The organism is Paenibacillus sp. GCM10027628 (assembly GCF_042676385.1).
In the GTDB taxonomy this organism is placed as follows: Bacteria; Bacillota; Bacilli; order Paenibacillales; family NBRC-103111; genus Paenibacillus_E.
On the sequence record NZ_JBHTHA010000002.1, the window covers coordinates 452,770 to 470,906 of the forward strand.

General features: G+C 47.9%; 16 protein-coding genes. 6 read left to right on the top strand and 10 right to left on the bottom strand.

Annotated features, from left to right (window positions below; genetic code table 11):
- Window positions 1-149 precede the first annotated feature (149 nt).
- Genes ACFQZT_RS03205 through ACFQZT_RS03220 form a run of 4 tightly spaced genes read left to right on the top strand, consistent with a single transcriptional unit; the run spans window position 150 to window position 3,633 of the window.
- Window positions 150-1,070: a decaprenyl-phosphate phosphoribosyltransferase gene (locus ACFQZT_RS03205; protein WP_379296463.1), complete on the top strand. Its 921-nt coding sequence runs from the start codon at window positions 150-152 to the stop codon at window positions 1,068-1,070.
- Window positions 1,071-1,092: 22 nt separating this feature from the next.
- On the top strand, window positions 1,093-1,452 hold the full coding sequence (locus tag ACFQZT_RS03210; RefSeq protein ID WP_379296465.1) for an SMR family transporter: 360 nt from the start codon (window positions 1,093-1,095) through the stop codon (window positions 1,450-1,452).
- Window positions 1,439-3,220: a hypothetical protein gene (locus ACFQZT_RS03215; protein WP_379296467.1), complete on the top strand. Its 1,782-nt coding sequence runs from the start codon at window positions 1,439-1,441 to the stop codon at window positions 3,218-3,220. Before ACFQZT_RS03210 ends, ACFQZT_RS03215 begins: the two co-directional genes overlap by 14 nt.
- 5 nt (window positions 3,221-3,225) lie before the next feature.
- On the top strand, window positions 3,226-3,633 hold the full coding sequence (locus ACFQZT_RS03220; RefSeq protein ID WP_379296469.1) for a divergent PAP2 family protein: 408 nt from the start codon (window positions 3,226-3,228) through the stop codon (window positions 3,631-3,633).
- Here ACFQZT_RS03220 and ACFQZT_RS03225 read toward each other — a convergent pair.
- The 3 genes from ACFQZT_RS03225 to tdh all read right to left on the bottom strand — a co-directional run bounded on the left by ACFQZT_RS03225 (window position 3,630) and on the right by tdh (window position 7,320).
- Entirely contained in the window at window positions 3,630-4,394 is a 765-nt protein-coding gene (locus ACFQZT_RS03225) for an SDR family oxidoreductase (RefSeq protein WP_379296471.1), read from the bottom strand. The two genes, ACFQZT_RS03220 and ACFQZT_RS03225, sit on opposite strands and share 4 nt — an antisense overlap.
- A gap of 691 nt (window positions 4,395-5,085) precedes the next feature.
- Complete coding sequence (locus tag ACFQZT_RS03230) at window positions 5,086-6,264, bottom strand: glycine C-acetyltransferase (protein ID WP_379296473.1); 1,179 nt, start codon at window positions 6,262-6,264, stop codon at window positions 5,086-5,088.
- Window positions 6,265-6,279: 15 nt separating this feature from the next.
- On the bottom strand, window positions 6,280-7,320 hold the full coding sequence (gene tdh / locus ACFQZT_RS03235) for an L-threonine 3-dehydrogenase (RefSeq protein WP_379297936.1): 1,041 nt from the start codon (window positions 7,318-7,320) through the stop codon (window positions 6,280-6,282).
- Window positions 7,321-7,461: 141 nt separating this feature from the next.
- Between tdh and ACFQZT_RS03240 the strand changes: the two genes are divergently transcribed.
- Complete coding sequence (locus ACFQZT_RS03240) at window positions 7,462-8,022, top strand: helix-turn-helix domain-containing protein (RefSeq protein WP_379296475.1); 561 nt, start codon at window positions 7,462-7,464, stop codon at window positions 8,020-8,022.
- Window positions 8,023-9,066: 1,044 nt separating this feature from the next.
- Here the strand turns inward: ACFQZT_RS03240 and ACFQZT_RS03245 are convergent.
- The 5 genes from ACFQZT_RS03245 to ACFQZT_RS03265 all read right to left on the bottom strand — a co-directional run bounded on the left by ACFQZT_RS03245 (window position 9,067) and on the right by ACFQZT_RS03265 (window position 14,748).
- Window positions 9,067-10,335: a Gfo/Idh/MocA family protein gene (locus ACFQZT_RS03245; RefSeq protein ID WP_379296477.1), complete on the bottom strand. Its 1,269-nt coding sequence runs from the start codon at window positions 10,333-10,335 to the stop codon at window positions 9,067-9,069.
- A 75-nt stretch (window positions 10,336-10,410) separates the two neighbouring features.
- On the bottom strand, window positions 10,411-11,250 hold the full coding sequence (locus ACFQZT_RS03250; protein ID WP_379296479.1) for a carbohydrate ABC transporter permease: 840 nt from the start codon (window positions 11,248-11,250) through the stop codon (window positions 10,411-10,413).
- A 12-nt stretch (window positions 11,251-11,262) separates the two neighbouring features.
- The gene (locus ACFQZT_RS03255) at window positions 11,263-12,147 is read right to left on the bottom strand and encodes a carbohydrate ABC transporter permease (protein WP_379296481.1); all 885 of its coding nucleotides are present in this window, start codon (window positions 12,145-12,147) and stop codon (window positions 11,263-11,265) included.
- A gap of 75 nt (window positions 12,148-12,222) precedes the next feature.
- Window positions 12,223-13,545: an ABC transporter substrate-binding protein gene (locus ACFQZT_RS03260; RefSeq protein WP_379296483.1), complete on the bottom strand. Its 1,323-nt coding sequence runs from the start codon at window positions 13,543-13,545 to the stop codon at window positions 12,223-12,225.
- Window positions 13,546-13,701: 156 nt separating this feature from the next.
- Window positions 13,702-14,748, bottom strand: a complete 1,047-nt coding sequence (locus tag ACFQZT_RS03265; protein ID WP_379296485.1) for a LacI family DNA-binding transcriptional regulator — start codon at window positions 14,746-14,748, stop codon at window positions 13,702-13,704.
- 279 nt (window positions 14,749-15,027) lie between these two features.
- On the opposite strand from ACFQZT_RS03265, the gene ACFQZT_RS03270 reads away from it, so the two are divergent.
- Entirely contained in the window at window positions 15,028-15,825 is a 798-nt protein-coding gene (locus tag ACFQZT_RS03270; RefSeq protein ID WP_379296487.1) for a polysaccharide deacetylase family protein, read from the top strand.
- Between the two features lie 44 nt (window positions 15,826-15,869).
- Here ACFQZT_RS03270 and ACFQZT_RS03275 read toward each other — a convergent pair whose 3' ends face one another.
- On the bottom strand, window positions 15,870-16,991 hold the full coding sequence (locus ACFQZT_RS03275) for a Ger(x)C family spore germination protein (protein ID WP_379296489.1): 1,122 nt from the start codon (window positions 16,989-16,991) through the stop codon (window positions 15,870-15,872).
- A gap of 26 nt (window positions 16,992-17,017) precedes the next feature.
- Window positions 17,018-18,127, bottom strand: coding sequence for a GerAB/ArcD/ProY family transporter (locus tag ACFQZT_RS03280; protein WP_379296491.1), 1,110 nt, complete (start codon window positions 18,125-18,127; stop codon window positions 17,018-17,020).
- Window positions 18,128-18,137 lie beyond the last annotated feature (10 nt).

Below are 18,137 nucleotides of genomic sequence, written 5' to 3' on the forward strand. Positions count from 1 at the left end.
CTCTCTTCTTCCGACTTCCTTCATGATCTATTTTCTCATAAAAACTATGTTGATCGTCAAGTTTATTCCTTTACAAAATCATCATAAAAAGTCAGCACAAATTTAATATCGCAATGACAAATATCAATTAATGTGTAAAAAAGGAGTTGATGGAATTGATCCCCAGTCGCGACGCGCTGCCGGCCAGATCTTCAGTCTCATTTGCAGAAACTGTGAAACTATTATTTTTACAGCTTCGTCCTAAACAATGGAGTAAAAATTTACTCGTTTTCGCCGCTCTTATTTTTTCCATCGATAAAGTCCAGATCGAGAATTGGTGGTTGGGCGCCGGCGCTTTTCTGCTCTTTTGCCTCGTTTCGGGATGCGTGTATATTTTGAATGATTATATGGATCGGGAAGCCGACCGTCTGCACCCGGAAAAACGCTTCCGTCCAATGGCTTCGGGAGCCCTTCATCCGGGGCTGGCGCTTACATTTGGAGCTATTCTGCTAGTTGGTTCCTTGATCGCTGCTTTCGCGATGCATCCGCTGTTTATGCTTCTGCTTATTCTTTACTTCATCATAAATGTCGCCTATTCCATCAAGCTTAAACATGTCGTCATTCTCGATCTGATGATTTTGGCCTCGGGCTTTGTCATTCGGGCGCTTTGCGGCGGCATCGTCGTCGGCTCGAAATTCACACCGTGGTTCTTGTTATGCGTGTTTCTCCTATCTTTGTTTCTGGCCATCGGCAAGCGCCGCCATGAGCTTTTACTGCTGCAAAATAACAAAGGCTCACACCGCAAAGTACTTGATTCGTATTCGGAACCGCTGCTGAATCAAATGTCGATGATCGTCACGACGATGGCGATTATGTGCTATTCCATGTTCACTTTCATGTCAGGCCACTCCATTTATTTGATGTGGACGATTCCGTTTGTCATTTACGGTATATTCCGGTATTTATATTTGATTCACGTTCTGGGCAAAGGCGGGAAGCCCGATGCGCTGCTTTTCGAAGATAAGGGCATATTGTCCTGCGCATTATTATTCGGCATTTCCGTTGTCGCGCTTTTACAAATGTTCGGTTAATCGCCAGAAAGGAGCTCCGCCGGTGCAAGCTTATGTATTCGTCTTTTCTTCAATTTTGCTCGGAGCGGTCGGGCAGGTGCTGATGAAGCTTGGCGCAACCAAGTTGAACACAGCGGCCTCCACGTCCTTGTTGGCGAAACTTCTTACAATGTTTACGCAGCCTTTTATTATCGAAGGGCTGATTTGTTATGGTTTATCTGCCGTATTTTGGATTTTCGGCCTGACTCGCCTTCCGCTCTCTGCCGCGTATCCGATGGTGGCTATCGGTTATGTCATCGTGTTTATTTTGGCGGTGCTGCTATTTAAAGAAACGGTCTCACTTATGAAAATCGGGGGCTTGTTGATGATTGTTGTGGGAGTGATTGTTCTTGCCAAATCCTAGCCTTGCACGCACGGTCGAGCCTGTAGGCAACACAAAGTTGATGACAATTGGGGCCGAATGGGGATTAGCCGTATCACTTGGCTTGATTGGAAGTATAGGGATTTTGTATATTTCCTCATATTTGATTCTACTTACACGGCTTCCTTTCCGGCCTCTAACGATAATTTCCGTTGCCATGCTGATGATCGCGGGCTTGTTGTTATGGGGGAAGCTCGTCAAACAAATGAAGTGGCGCAGTCTTGGGGCCACCCTGCTGCTTGTTGGAGTGTTCCTCGTATTGTCCGTTTGGGTTTCGGGGCTTATCTACGATACCTCCTTTGATGGACAAGGCTATCATCAATTAGCGGCATACAGCATTCATAATGGCTGGAATCCGTTCTATCAGCCGGATTATCTCGATTCAATCTGGGTGAAACATTATCCCAAAGGCATATGGGTACTCGCAGCAGCCATCTATTCTCTTACCGGTCATTTGGAATACGCTAAAGCAATCAATCTGATTTTGATGACGGCATCCTTTTGTGCAGTTCTCGGGGCATTGATGAAAGTCTGGTCTTTGTATGAAAAGAAAGAGTTTGTAGGGCCAATGAGTTACCTCCATCCCCTCATCGTATTTCTAGTAGCGGCTTGTGCAGCTTGCAATCCCGTGACCGTTGTCCAATTGCTCACAAACTATAACGACGGTGCGATTGCCAGCCTTTTGCTAACTTTGATAAGTGCGGGCATCTACTACGTGTTCACTTTTGATCGCAGAGCTCTTGCGATAGCTGCAATAGCCGTAGGATTCCTGGTCAATATTAAGTTCACAGCAATCGCCTACGCCGGACTTATTTGCGCCTGGCTTGTCGTAACTTTGATTATTTTAGAACTGAGAAAAGGCAGAGCAATAAGCGGGAAATCGGGAAGAAGACTGCTCCAAGCCTGGAAACAAGCCCCTGTTTTACGTGCGATTAGCGTTTTACTGTGCAGTGCTTTAATCGGGCTTCTTGTGTTCGGATGGAACCCCTATGTTACGAATACTTTGAAATATGGGCATCCTTTTTATCCGCTTGCCGGGAACAACGCGCTCGATATTATGACGTTGAACTCACCGGATAATTTTATCGGACATAGCCGTTTCAAGACGTTTTTGCTCTCCCTTACCTCAAAAACGGATGATGTCATCACACCGGCAAGCTCTGCTCGTGCTGAGTTATGGCCTATTCCATGGGATGACTTTCAAAAGGTGAACGTCGATACCCGTGTGGCCGGATTTGGTCCCCTTTCGCCGTGGATCTTGATCGGATCCGCTTGCTTGTGGGCTCTTCTTTGTGTATTCCGGATCAAAAAAGGTGTGGTCTCCACCCTGTTGATCTTAGCGTTGCTTACGACCGTATTCATCAATCCGGAGCCCTGGTGGGTCAGATATGTGCCGCAGCTTTGGCTCGTACCGCTGATTATCGTCATAATGGGCTGGTGGTCACAACAACGCTTTGTTCAGGCTATCGCCTTGTTGTTACTTTTCGTCTGCTGTACAGATGCTTTGAAATCCGCCGATTTTATCTTTCACTTACAGGTCAGACAAAGCGAACAAGTCCGACATCAGCTTTCAGGGTTGGAAGGGAAACAGCTGACGGTTTATCCCAATGGATTCATTTCCCTGATGGTGCGTTTGAAAGAACGAGATATCGCATTTACGGTTGTTGCCGATCAGACGAAACTGCGCTGCCTGAATCCCGTTCCATTCGCTTTTACGCCTGCCCTTTACTGCGAATCAACAGGAGAGTGAACACGATGTTTACGTATGCCTTAGCCCCATTTATTGCTTGGTTCAGTGCAGGAATACTGAAATTCGCCATCAATCAACTCCGTTACGGGAACGCCAGAGACCGGATCGGCAATGGGGGCTTTCCGAGCAATCACACAACGATCATGACAACAACCGTCATGCTGATCGGATTCCGTGAAGGCTTTGACAGCGCATTATTCGGCCTCGGAACGGCGATCACGTTCATTGTCATCATCGATGCGATGGGCCTTCGCCGGCATGTCGGCCGTCACGCGGAACGCATCAATGCGCTGCAAGCGACGAAAGATGGCCCTATGCTGCGCGAGAGCATGGGCCATAATCGAATTGAAGTATTAGGTGGTTTAGTACTCGGGAGTATACTTGGTTATGCGATGAGTCTTATCGTTTATTAGAGGTGTGATCCGCCGCTGGCATCGATCAATTGACCGGTTACCCAGCGGCCGTCAGAGGAAGCAAGGAAAGCGGCGATATCCGCTACATCATCCGGTTGACCCCATCTTCCAAATATCGAAAAATCCGCGCCGAATTTCCGAGCCTCCGGGTTTTCCAGCAATGCAGCATTCATGTCGGTTGCAATGAATCCTGGCTGGATCGCATTGACCGTAATCCCGCGCGGTCCGAGCTGTTTGGCCAAGATGGTCGTCAGCGTGTTGATTGCTCCTTTCGTCATGCTGTACGCAGAAATGTCTGGAATGGCAATTCTCGTAACTGCGGACGAGAGATTAATTATTCGACCTTCCTCCCGTAAACGAGGCAAAGCTTGTTGAATCAAGAAAAATGGCGCCTTCACATTGATTGTCATCGCTTCATCGAATGATGATTCCTTCATCGTTTCAATCGATCCGTGTACCGCAATCCCTGCGTTGTTAACCAAAATATCGAAGTCCGAACCGCCGGTGCGTTCTTGCAATTCCTTTGAAAATGCTGCGTAAAGCGCTTCTACACCGTTCAATGAACCCAGGTCCGACTCCATTGTGAAGGCTGATCCGCCATTCCGTTCAATCTCCCGAGCAACCGCTTCCGCAGCATCCCGGTTCTTATTGTAATGAACGCCAACTAAGGCACCCTCCTGTGCCAGACGCTGTGCGATTGCGCGTCCGATCCCCCGGCTTGCTCCAGTAACTAGGGCAACTTTACCGCTTAACTTACTCATAAGATCATCTCCTTGTTGATTTTTCCAGATTAATTGCTTAGATGGCATCTATTTCCTTCGTGCCTCTTGTATTAGTTGTATCACAAGTTGGCTTTGCAATTGTTGCCCTCTAATTCCTGTGCCAATGATAAAAACCCCGAGGCTGCGCCTCAGGTCCTCGTCGCAAACGATTATTGTAAATATTTCGATCCGTCAATCCGATGGATACCCAAACCAAAATAGACCAACTTCATGACACTAGCTGGATGCGATTTATTTTTACTGTATAAATGGGTGGGGGTTAGTCAGTACATGAGAGAAGATAAGCAACTGCGAACATGAGGCGCTATTAGTGCACTGGTTTGACGCTAAATTAATGGAAAACGGCCAAAAACGAGCTCGATAGAACAAAAGTCTATAATTAAAGAACCATGTTCGTTAAACATGGAATCTTGTTCTTTATACTATCTCTTACGGATGAATCGCACATATTTAGAGTCTCTTGGGTATCTTATTAGAGAACCGAGGGCCTTAGAATAAAGAGGGATTGTTAGAGGACCTGTGACCGAAGAAACCACTTAAACACATGAAAATTTTGTTGGAACAAACTACTATTAATCCTTTCGAGGATGAAAGATAAACTTTAGCCGCAAAAAAGCATAGACCGATCAGCTTAATCGCCGATTGATCTATGCTCCCTTTTTCTTCCTAATTATGAAATAAGCCCGAATTCACGGCCAACCTTCTGCAAGCTGTTCAAAGCAAAGGCGAGATCGTCCTTCGTATGCTGCGCTGTCACGATGAGGCGAACGCGGCCTTTGTCCATGGCTACTGTCGGATAGACGATGCCTTGGGCGAAGATGCCTTCTTCCAGCAGCCGATCGGAAAAGCGCATCGTTTGCGTCGGATCGCCGACAATGATCGGAATGATTGGAGTTTCGCTCGCTCCGGTATTGAAGCCTAACCCCTGCAGAGCAGCTCGAAACCCATTCGCATTCTCCCATAGCTTTGTCACTAAATCCGGGCTTTCCTTCAGCACTTGAATAGCGGCTAAACACGTCGCTGCGACCGCTGGCGTTTGCGAAGTACTGAACAGGAACGGCCGTGCCGAGTGGATCAGATGCTCCTTCAGCAGTTGAGCGCCTGCCACATAACCGCCGACGGCGCCAATTGCTTTGGATAATGTACCGATCTGGATATGCACCCTGCCATGCAGGCCGAAATGATCCGTCGATCCTTTGCCGTTTTTGCCTAAAACGCCGCTCGCATGGGCATCATCCACATACACGATGGCATCGTACGCTTCAGCTAATTGCACAATATCGGGCAGCGGTGCGATATCCCCATCCATGCTAAATACGCCATCCGTAACAACTACGCGCTTACGGTGATGCTGCGTTTCTTTCAGTACCGCTTCCAACTGATCCATATCCTTATGGGCAAAAATTTTACGGCTTGCCTTGGTTAGTCGGATGCCATCAATGATGCTCGCATGATTCAATTCATCGCTGATGACGACATCATCCGCTCCAAGGATCGCGGAGAGCGCCCCTTGATTCGTCGTGAAACCGGACTGGAAGACAAGCGCAGCTTCCGTCCCTTTGAATTTGGCGAGCTCGAGTTCAAGCTCATCGTGGATATCCAACGTACCGGTAATCGTACGGACCGATCCGCTGCCGACGCCGTATTTTTCAATAGCGGCGATGGCCGCTTCTTTCAGCTTAGGATGATGCGTGAGTCCCAAATAGTTGTTGGAGGACATCTGGAGAATTCGTCTTCCGTTCAGCGTCATCCAAGTATCGGAGCCGCTTTCCCATACTTTAATTGTCCGGTAACGCCCTTCCCGTTTCCACCCTTCGATATCCGCTGCCAAATCGTTTAAATATTTCATAGGTCGTCTCCCCTCTTAATGAATAAAAACAATTTTACCGCACTGTCCCCGGTCCATTAAATCAAAGGCTTCTTCATACTGATCTAATGTAAATCTATGCGTGATGACCGATGATAGGTCAATTCGCCGCTGGTTCAAGAGCCCTTTCATCTGGTACCAGGTTTGGTACATCTTCCGCCCTGTAATGCCTTCAACCCGGAGCCCTTTAAAAATAATATGATTGGTCACGTCCAGACTGACCTCTCTTGTCGGAATGCCGAGCAATGAAACCCTTCCCGCATTGGCGGCAGCTTCAAATCCGTCCGCAATCGCCTGAGGATTGCCTGACATTTCAAGAACAACTTCGACACCTTCACCGTCCGTCAATGTGCGAAGCGCTTCGGATGTACGCGTTTCCATCGCGTTGATCGTGACATCCGCTCCCATCTGCACGGCCATCTCCAGCCGGCTCGGATTAATATCAACGGCAAAGATAGTCCCGGCGCCACAGGCCTTAGCCACTTTAATGGCCAATAAGCCAATCGGTCCTACGCCAATAATGGCAACGGATTTACCCACGATATCTCCGGACAAAACCGTCTGAACGGCATTGCCAAGCGGGTCTTGAAGGCAGGCGATTTCAAAAGGCAGCTTCTCATCGTTATGAATGATGTTGCTCGCCTTCACAACCGCATACTCGGCAAAACAACCCGGCGCCGTTATGCCGAAGCTTTTCGTATTCGGACAGACATGCGCATTGCCGGTTCGGCATGCTTTACAAGTACCGCATACCATATGACCCTCAGCCGAAACGTGATCTCCAATCTTCACTCCCGTTACCCGTTCACCGATCTCGACGACAATCCCTGCAAACTCATGGCCGAACACATTTGGAGTAACAACCGTTTTGTCCGCCCAGGCATCCCACTTATAAATGTGCACGTCCGTTCCGCAAATCGAGGTCGCTTTAATTTGAACCAACACTTCGTCCGGTCCGCAAGTCGGAACAGGAACTTTTTTTAGAACCGCGCCGGGTCCCCGGTGCGCTTTGACCAACCCTACCATTGTAGCGCTCATCATGATTCCTCCATATCACAAATATACTATAGTATACATTTGTGCGTTTTGTTATCTATGTATATGATATTACACGAATGTATGTTATATTGTAAATAGGCTTTTTTAGTATGCGGAATTATGACAAAAGGAGTAACCGATATGAACGAACCCATCCATAAAATGGTAGGCAGAAAGTTGTTGAACATACGCAAAACCAGAGGATTAAGTCTCGATCAAGTTGCGGATCTGACAGGTGTCAGCAAGGCGATGCTGGGGCAAATTGAACGTGGTGATTCGAATCCGACCATCTCGGTGCTCTGGAAAATCGTGAGCGGACTTCAGATTTCTTTCACGAGTCTGATTGAAGACGACGAACCGAAGATCACGGTTGTCCGGGCTTCAGAACTCTCCCCTTTCGAGGAGGAAGACGGGCAATACCGAGCCTATCCGCTTTTCCCCTTTCACCCGCAAAAAAGCTTCGAAATATACACGGTTGAGATGGAAAGCAGCTGCTCCCATGAGTCCGAGCCTCACAACGAAGGCGTGGAAGAGTACATTATGATGGTGGCCGGCCGGATTGAATTGACGATCGCTCAGGAAAAATACATCCTGAATCCCGGCGACGCCATCCACTTCTCAGCCGATCGTCCGCATACGTATAAGAACATTTCGGATACAAAAGCGGTATACAAGACGCTGATTTATTATCCGTCTTCGTAGAGGAGATGCGAGTCCCTACATCTCGTCTGGGAAGCTGGGCGTTAAGACGGTTTTTCCGCGTTAACTACCCGGCCACCGGCGGAGTTTGGACTTTAACGCGGAAAAACAGCGTTAACCCCCGGTTTCCCACGCCCAGGGGCGAGGACGACGGGCGTTAAGACGGTTTTTCCGCGTTAACTACCCGGCCACCGGCGGAGTTGGGACTTTAGCGCGGAAAAACAGCGTTAACCCTCGGCTTCCCACGCCCAAGGCGGGGACGACGGGCGTTAAGACGGTTTTTCCGCGTTAACTACCCGGCCACCGGCGGAGTTGGGACTTTAACGCGGAAAAACAGCGTTAACAGCCGGTTTCCGTCGCCCAGGGGCGGGAACGACGGACGTTAAGACGGTTTTTCCGCGTTAACTACCCGGCCACCGGCGGAGTTTGGACTTTAACGCGGAAAAACAGCGTTAACAGCCGGTTTCCGTCGCCCAGGGCGGGGACGACGGGCGTTAAGACGGTTTTCCGCGTTAACTACCCGGCCACCGGCGGAGTTGGGACTTTAGCGCGGAAAAACAGCGTTAACCCCCGGTTTCCCACGCCCAGGGGCGGGGACGACGGGCGTTAAGACGGTTTTTCCGCGTTAACTACCCGGCCACCGGCGGAGTTTGGACTTTAACGCGGAAAAACAGCGTTAACAGCCGGTTTCCGTCGCCCAGGGCGGGGACGACGGGCGTTAAGACGGTTTTTCCGCGCTAACTACCCGGCCACCGGCGGAGTTGGGACTTTAGCGCGGAAAAACAGCGTTAACCCCCGGTTTCCCACGCCCAGGGGCGGGGACGACGGGCGTTAAGACGGTTTTTCCGCGTTAACTACCCGGCCACCGGCGGAGTTTGGACTTTAACGCGGAAAAACAGCGTTAACAGCCGGTTTCCGTCGCTCGATGAACTTTCCCCGCCCAGAGGCGGGTACAACAGGCATTAAGCCTGTTTTTCCGCAACCATCCCTGCGACGTTAAAAAAAGAACGCAAGCCAGCCAATCGCCCGGCCGCTTGCGTTCTTTTTTTATGCTTCCACTTTCACTAATTTTCGGTAGTAGTCCTCGATCTCAACAGGCGCGCCGCCGTTTAAGCGGGATGCTTCCGCCGCAAATGCCATGAGGTGGCTGCGGACGGAAACCGATGCGGAGGACACGCTTTCTCCGCCTGCGTAGTCCCTCACTTCCCGCAGGAAGCTGCGGACAATCCCCACATCGCCCCCGCTGTGCCCTTCTTCGGACGCATGTACCCGGATCGTATTCCGCTCGTTCGTCACAAAATCGTGAATGGAGAACTCGTTCTCCTCCATATTGCCGCGAATGTCGCCCTTCGTGCCCATGATCTGCACGATGCGCGTGTTATCTCGCGTGAATCCGCACATGCTGAACATCACGGTCGCCCCGCTCGCGAACTCCATGTTGACCACTTGATGGTCAACGACATTATTATCGCTGCGGTACACGCATTTGCCGTATGGCGTCGTGCGCAGCGCCTCCAAAATGCCTTCCAGGCTCGTATCCGTCGTAAACTTGGATGCCCAGCTGCGGCCCGAGCCCAAATAATACTTGGGCGCATAATATTGACAGGTCGCTTCCGCTGGACAGCCGTCCAGACAACGCGCCGTAGCCCCCTCAGGCGCATTCTCGCCCTTAAAATGCATCAAAGATCCGAATGAGCTTACACGCTCGCACGGCTCGCCCATAATATACGAGAGAATGTCCATATCGTGGCACGATTTGGCCAAAATCATCGGGCTGGACTTCTCCGAATTGTTCCAGTTGCCGCGTACAAAACTGTGTGCCATATGCATATTGCCTACATTTTCATTGAGTTGTATGGAAACAATTTGGCCTATTTTCCCTTCATCAATGACGCGTTTCATCGCCGTCCAGAACGCTGTATAGCGAAGTACATGGCAAATCGTCAGCAAGCGGTTATGCTTCTTGGCCATGCGTTCCATTTCAACGCATTCTTCGGGGCTCGGAGACATCGGCTTCTCCAGCAGAATGTGATAACCAATTTCCAGTGCTTTCAACGTAGGCTCATAATGCATCTGATCTTGTGTACAAATAATCGCGATATCCGCTTGCTTCGGCTGCTTCAGAAGCTCCGCCCAATCCGCGTAGGCATGCTCCTGCGGAATGTCATGGGCAGCAATAAACGCCGCCCGGCGCTCCTCATCAGGCTCAGCAACCGCAACGATTTCAAGCTCGTGCGGATAATTCAGTGCATAAGGCGCATAAGCTTGGGCACCGCGATTTCCGGCCCCCAACAGGATAGCTGTAACTTTTTGCATCGTAGATTCCTCTCCTTGTGACTTTCTATGTAACTTGCTTTGTAACTTGCTTTGTATCTTACCTTTTGACTCCTTCTACGACTTGCTCCCAGTAAACGCAATACCCTGAATGAATGAACGCTGGAAAACAAAGAAGATGACGATCATCGGCAAAATAGCCATCATGGAGCCGGCCATAATGATCGTATAATTCGTTTTGTGCTCCCCTTCCAGGAAAGCTAACCCTGCGGATAGCACCATTTTGTCCGGTGAACTGTTGACAATGAGCGGCCACATAAGGTCGTTCCAGGACCAGAGCATGGTGAAAATGGCGAGGGCAATCATCCCGGATTTGGCGAGCGGTAGCATGATTTGCCAGTAAATGCGGAATTGGTTGCAGCCGTCCAACTTCGCCGCTTCCTCAAGCTCGTGAGGCAGCGTCATGAAAAATTGGCGCAATAAGAATGTTCCAAAAGCGCTGAATAAACCGGGTACGATGAGTGCGGTCAGTGAATTCAACCAGCCCAGATTTTTCATAATCATATACTGCGGTATAAGAAACACTTGACCAGGAACCATCAGTACGGACAGCATCAAAATGAAAAAGAAATGACGCCCCGGAAATTGAATGCGCGCAAAGGCATAGGCGGCTAACGAACAAATGAACAATTGGCCGATCACTTTGACCAGCGTCGTGATGAATGTATTCCAGTAAAAGGTAAAGAACGGCAAGTTCACGAAAACCTTCGAGTAATTGCTCCATTGAAACGTTTTTGGCAGCAGGATCGGAGGTATAGCCGTTGACTCTCCTAGCGTTTTCACCGATGTGAGAAACATCCATATAAAAGGAGCGACCATCATAAGCGCGCCCACTATAAGAATAAGATGGATCAGCCCGGTCTGAACGGATTTCCGGTTGTGTAATTTAGTGTTCATACTGCTGCCCCCTTATTCATAATGAACCCATTTTTTCTGTATTTTCATTTGAATATATGTGATGAGTAGAATGATGACGAACAACAGCACCGCTATGGAGGATGCGTATCCCTTGCTATTTTTCAAAAAGCCGTATTTGAAGTACAAGTAAACGATCGACTGCGTCGATTCCATTACGATATCGCCAACCATCATATAAATGAAGTCGAAGACTTGAAAGGCGCTGATCAGTGAAGTGACCATGACGAAAAATATCGTCGGTGTCAGCAGCGGCAGCGTGATCCGCATGAATTTGGTGACTGCTCCGGCGCCGTCTATAGATGCCGCTTCGTAATAGGAAACAGAGATGCCCTGAAGACCGGATAAAAAGATAATCATGCTGCTGCCGATTGAACTCCAGATGGCGACAATAATGATCGATAATAGAGCCGTTCGGTTATCGGTTAGCCAATGCGGTCCTGAGATATTTAACAGGGACAGCACGTAGTTGATCAGACCGAAATCCGAGTTATACAGCCATTTCCAAACCATCGCAATCGCAGCCGGCATCGTTACGACAGGAAGGAAATACAGCGTTCGATATAAGGACAACCCTTTAATTTGCTGATTCAATAAGACGGCAAGCACGATAGAAAGGATGATCCCTACCGGGACGGCGGCTACGATATAGATACTCGTATTCCGGAAAGCGAAAAGTAATTCTTTATCCGTAAAGAGCTGCTTGTAGTTGGCTAAACCCGACCATGTATACTTGCCGAAGGCTCCCCAGTCCGTAAACGAAAAATAAAACGTTTGAAACACCGGCCATATATAGAACACAAGCAAGCCAAGCATTAACGGGGCTATCATGATGTACGCCCACATCCAATCGGATCGGCGTTTCGAGCTGAATCGCATGAGTACACACGCTCCCATGAGTGGATTGGAGGAGGGAGATTCACGATACTACGAATGAATCTCCACTCCACTGGCTTACTTCTCTGCTGCTAACGCTTGGTTCATCTTGGCGCCCAGCTCTTTGGCTGCATCCGCCGCAGATTTGTTTCCAAGCCACGCATCTTTCAAGATCTCTGTCTCAGCCGTCGTCCAAACGGACGTATTTTTCGATACCGGATATGGTGATGCATACGCTGCCATATCGATAAAAGCCTTCGCATGATATTGCGGGAATGCGGCTAACCATGCAGTCTCGCTGCCCTTATAAGCTGGAATCGCTCCGCCTTGCTTGGCGGCAATTTCCGCAGCTTCTTTAGAGCCTAGGAATTTCACGAATTCCCACGCCTCTTTCGGGTGTTTCGTATTCGCAGAGATAACGTGACCCAACCCGTGAATGACGACACCTTGCTTCTTCCCTTTTGGCAGCGGCGCAACATCGGCATTGTTCTTCATCTCAGCATTTTGATTGATGGTGAACGCAGCCCAGGAACCGTCAAAATACATCGCCAGTTTGCCGGATGTGAACATATCTGATGGACCTGTTTCTGTCATTTGGGCGAGAGTCGGCGAAACTTTATGAACTTGGATCAGATCCGTCAAAAATTTCAAGCCTTCGATGGCTTCCGGTTGATCGTAGCCTGACTTTTTATGATCATCGGATATAATGGAGCCGCCTGCTTGCAGAATCGTATTGTAATAGTCCTCTTGATTCATCATCGCTGCAGCAAACCCGTAAATGCCTTTTCCCGGATCCGTCAATTTCTTGGCGGCTTCCGTCAGCTTATTCCAGTCCCATGTGTTATCCGGATAAGAGACTCCTTTTTCATCGAATAGCTTCTTGTTGTACCACAAACCAACCGTATCGTAGTCTTTGGGAATCCCGTAATTTTTGCCGCCCAAACTATATAGGGATACAAGTGAGGTTGGGTAATTGGTCAGATCCAGTTGGTCCTTCTTGATGTTATCGGTCATATCCATAAGAATGCCGTTCTGTGCATACTTGATGAAGTTCGGACCATTCATCCAAAGCACATCAGGCATCGTACCGCCCTGCGCGGACGTTTCCAGTTTGGTAAAATATTGCTTGTAAGGCGTATTCTCCGGCTTAACTTCAATGTTCGGATGACTCGCTTGAAACGCCTTGATGACGTCGGTCATCGTATCCAAGCCCCAACCGCCATATGTAATCGTTACTTTCTCACCGGATGCAGCTGTTGTTGCTTTTGCATCGCCTTTTGGTGCTGATGTTGATGAACCTGACGCCGGATTAGATGAATTTGAACTACTGCAAGCGCTTACAACTACCATAGCCAATGAAAGCATGGAGATAGAAACTACCTTCTTCGCATTCTTTACCATTTCGCGATCACCCTTTTTTCAATTTTTTGTGATAGAAAGAATACTACATACCGTTGCATGCTTGGTGCGGCGGATAAGCAGGATCACCCCCTTTATATAGTCGACATTCATTGGCGCCAAACTCTGGATAACGTTTTCCATAGATCCAAAAAATTTTTAATCTCTTTTATACGTGGACGATTGCCTCACGATTAATTTATGTGGAAGCAGCACTTTAGAAAGAAGCGGCTGCTCGCCCTGCAGCATATCCAGAAGCGTCGAAGCGGCTGTCGTGCCGATCTCCACCTTAGGTACGTGTACCGATGACAGCGGAGGGGTCGTATATTGCGCGAAATCAATATTGTCCATAGAGACGAACGCAATATCTTCCGGGATACGCAGACCGTTTTCAATGACTGCCCGCATGGCCGGGATCGCTAATTGATCGCTTGCTGAAAAAATAGCAGTCGGGCGCGTCAGGTCTGTTTGCTTCAACCGCTCGGTAACACCTTCATAGCTTTGGTCGATCACCCAACGGGTATCAATCACCCAATCTCTATTCAAAGGAATTCCTGCGTCGTACATCGCAAATTTATAACCTTGGAATCTTTCCTCGCTGTTCAGCTCGCCCGTATGCCCCGGACCGCCGACAAAACCGATAGTTCGGTGCCCTTGCGCGATGAGATGATCGACAGCTGACTTGGCAGCATGAATCCGATCGTAATCGACCATGGTAATTTCCGTGCCGTTCGTACAAATGCCGATCAAAGCCATATCCTCTACTTTTTGCAGGTAATCGATGATCGCCGGCCCTATCTCGCCAACGATAATAATACCGTCTACCCCGATGTCGTGCACGCATTTATGAAGCAGAGCTTCATCGGAAAGCTCATCCGACGTATGAATGAAGGCTAGCGAATAGCCGGATTCCAATATTTTTTTGGTAAAAGCCGTAATGATCGGCGAGTAATAAGGGTGATCGTCATTCAAACGCGCCCCTTGGATGATGCAGCCGATTTGTTTCGATTGCTTCTTATCGGCTTTTTGTTTATTAACGAGGTGACGAGCCGATTCATTCGGTATGTAATCCAGCTGGCGCACAGCTTCCCAAATCTTAGCCCTAGTCTCCGGGTTAATGTGCCTGCTGGTGTCATTTCTTACCACACGAGAGGCCGTTGAGATCGAGACGCCAACCAAATCTGCTACATCTTTGAGAGTAGGCAATTCACACAGCTCCTTCTGTCCAAACCTTTAGCCAACCAATACCCAAACGTTATCCTGATGTTGGCGACAAATCTCTTAAATCTAGAATAGCTGATTCATTCAGAAGAAGTCAATATAAAGTTCACGGAAAATTAACACTTTGGCAGCAGGCCCATAGCCATTGTTAGCCCAACAAAAAAGGATTTGAAAAACATGTCGATTTTCATCATAATTTAAGGTATATATAGTAGATTAGAAGAATCTTACGAGAGTTCTTTAAACCGAAAGAAGTGTTCTATTATGAAATCTTATCTTGCCTTGGGCTTTCTATCATTTGCCCTCCTCGTATCCGGCTGCACTGGCGCCAAGAACAACGCCACTCCGGATCCGGAAACGGTGACTTCAGCCAAACTAAACGCGGCAGGTGCTGCGTCCGCGGTAACCGTTGCTGCTACAACAAAGGAATCGGCAGCCGCCCGCGTTATCAACCACGTTCCTCTGAAAGAGCGCAAAATTGCCCTTACCTTCGACGATGGGCCGGATAACAAGTATACGCCCAAAATACTTGATATTCTGAAAAAGTATAACATTCAAGCTACGTTCTTCGTGGTTGGCGAACACGCGGAAAAGTACCCTGAAGTCATCAAGCGAATCGCTCAGGAAGGCCACGTTATCGGCAACCATACCTGGGACCATCAAGATCTTGTCCATTTGCCAAATGATCAAATACAAGATGAGATCAAGAAAACGGATGACATGATCAAAAGCATTACCGGGCAGCCCCCTGCCCTTTTTCGGGCCCCCTACGGCGCCGTTTCCCAAGATGTAAAGGAAGATGCCGCTTTGTCAGGGCATCGTATCATTGGCTGGTCTGTCGACACATTGGACTGGGACGGTAAAAGCGTGAACCAGATCATGGCTGCCGTCAAAAAAGAAGCGGCGCCCGGAGCCATCGTGCTGCAGCACTCTGCCGGCGGTAAAAACGGTAATCTCAGCAATACGCTGGAAGCTCTGCCGCAGATTATCACTTATTTGCAAAAGAGCGGGTATTCGTTCGTAACTGTTCCCGATTTGTTGACATCTTTAGATTCCCGGTAATTGAGCTGAAATGGCCTCTGAGTGCAGCACTCAGGGGCTAATTTCTATTCAATCACTCCCGTACTTCTCAAGGTAAATTTAACGTTCACCTTAATTTTGGCGTCCTTGAACATGGCGTGCCATTTTTCTTTGGTCAAATGCGAGTTTCTGACTTTACTTCGATACACTTCTCCGAATCCGACAACATCGGATTCATGGATCTGAATGTCATGAATGAATCTTTCTATTTCCTTAGCCAGTTTTAACCCTATTTCTTCTTCTAGCGCAACCACGGCTTCATGCTTGTTAAATGAGTAGGCATCCGATATTTCCTGAAGATCGCCAAGGACGGAAATCGACATAGCAAACTCAGGGCCGCTCGTTTGCACAAGCTTGATTTGTCTGCTGCTCTTTCGATTTACGAATGCGATCTTAAGATCCTTACCCGGATGTTTCATGTATTTTGTTAAGCGCTCTGAACTTACCACAAGCTCATAGCTTCCGGTTTTCTTATTACCAAGAAGTACTTTTAGCAAAAAACCTTCTCTTGGCCTTACTTCATGCACCATTCGATCGTCGCGAAATAACGCAAGGCCATTGATGGCGACCTCGTTGCCCCTTCGTTTCAGCAACGGCACTATAGGATCCTTGCCCACACTGTAATAATCTCGTAGAAAATCATGAAGCGAAGGCGATGGAAGTTCCTCGAGATCCGAGTTTTGCCTTATATTTTCGTAGAGATAAATCCCTATATTCGAAACCTCGGGATAGCGACGCGTTAGAATATCCGAAGCTTTGTTATCGCTAACACATAGATAGATGATATCACCGAGCGTTGGATCACGGGAAAGTGTGTCAGCTAAGTCTATGATACCGCCCGAAGCAAGCTTTTTTCCATACATCACGACCCGTACCTGTCCGCCCACCAAATATTTACTAAGCTCCCGATTGGAAGAAATGCGTGCACCTTGGCTGGTATATGCCGTATTGGCCACGATTTGCGTTTTCTCTTTCGCTAACGGATCGATTTTATGCAGCACTGTAGTCGTAAGAATTCGGTCTTTCTCGATTGCGTCATACCCGATAATAATGCTTAAAGCCAAATTTTCTAAAATATATGGCTTCACACAACCCGAGAAGATAACAAGCGAACTCAATATGACAATTAAACAAAGCGGTCTTTTCACATGGTTCTCTCCTTCAAGAAATGCAGCTATTGGACCGTTGATTTTTTTCTCATAACATGCACAATTTTCACCACTAGAAAAAGAATAGCTGGATAAATAAGGCTCAGATAGGTCGTGACGGCATTCATCACATCGTTCATTTTGTTCACTTGTCCGCGTGTAGTGAAAAGAAAAGAAGAGATCAAGAGAATGAGCAAGAAAATGGCTAGTGTCCGCTTCTGGTTTAGCCCAAATATGCGTTTCATGCCACGCAGGATGACCCAAGTAAATAACATCATGTTGCATATCAAGATGAGCATCCATATCGGTATGATGATGTATTCGAAGCGTTCCAGAAACGGGAAACGAATAATTTTCAACAAACTTAATGTCCCCCAAATCGTCATCGGCATTTGATTCTGACTATAATACACGATGGAAACGACCATCACGAAGAGATACAACAAGTTTGTCGCAAGTATACCCAACTGTGCATAAAGATTCGCTTTCCACGGATCCTTAAGGAACGGATAGAGAAAGAAAATCACTTCAAATCCAGATAACGTTAGAGCCATTTCACGTGTTCCTTGAAGCAATTTGGAAGGCGACGCCTCCATGACAGGAAGCAGAAAACTCCACTGGGCATGCTGCATCGCCGCGTAAAAAAACAACGAAATTCCATACGTGAATACAAATCCGAATAGGCAAACTCCAACAATAATACGGATTCCGCCTGTCAAGCCGTAGGCGATTAATGTAATGAGCAGCAGCATAAGGAGCCAATTCGGGAAATCAGGAAAAACCCATGACTTTATCGTTTCAATATACGTAACGGATATGTTTAAAACAAAAAAAGCAAAATACGCCATGTAGATGAGATTGAGGAACCCGCCTATCCATTTGCCGAAAATCGCATAATGGATGCCGAACAAGTCTGCTGAATCGTAATGGCTGAGCGTTCGGATTATCAACCACATGATCAGATGTGCGGCCAAGCCTGCTATCAATACCGATATCCAAGCATCGTGTCCGGAAGATTTGAATATGACCCTCTGAAATCCGAGAACGCCAACTCCCAATTGAGCTTTGGAAATAACAAAAATAAGCAGAAACGATTGAAAAAGTAATCCTTGCCTCGGTTTATCCGAAATGTCCATTCCTTATCAC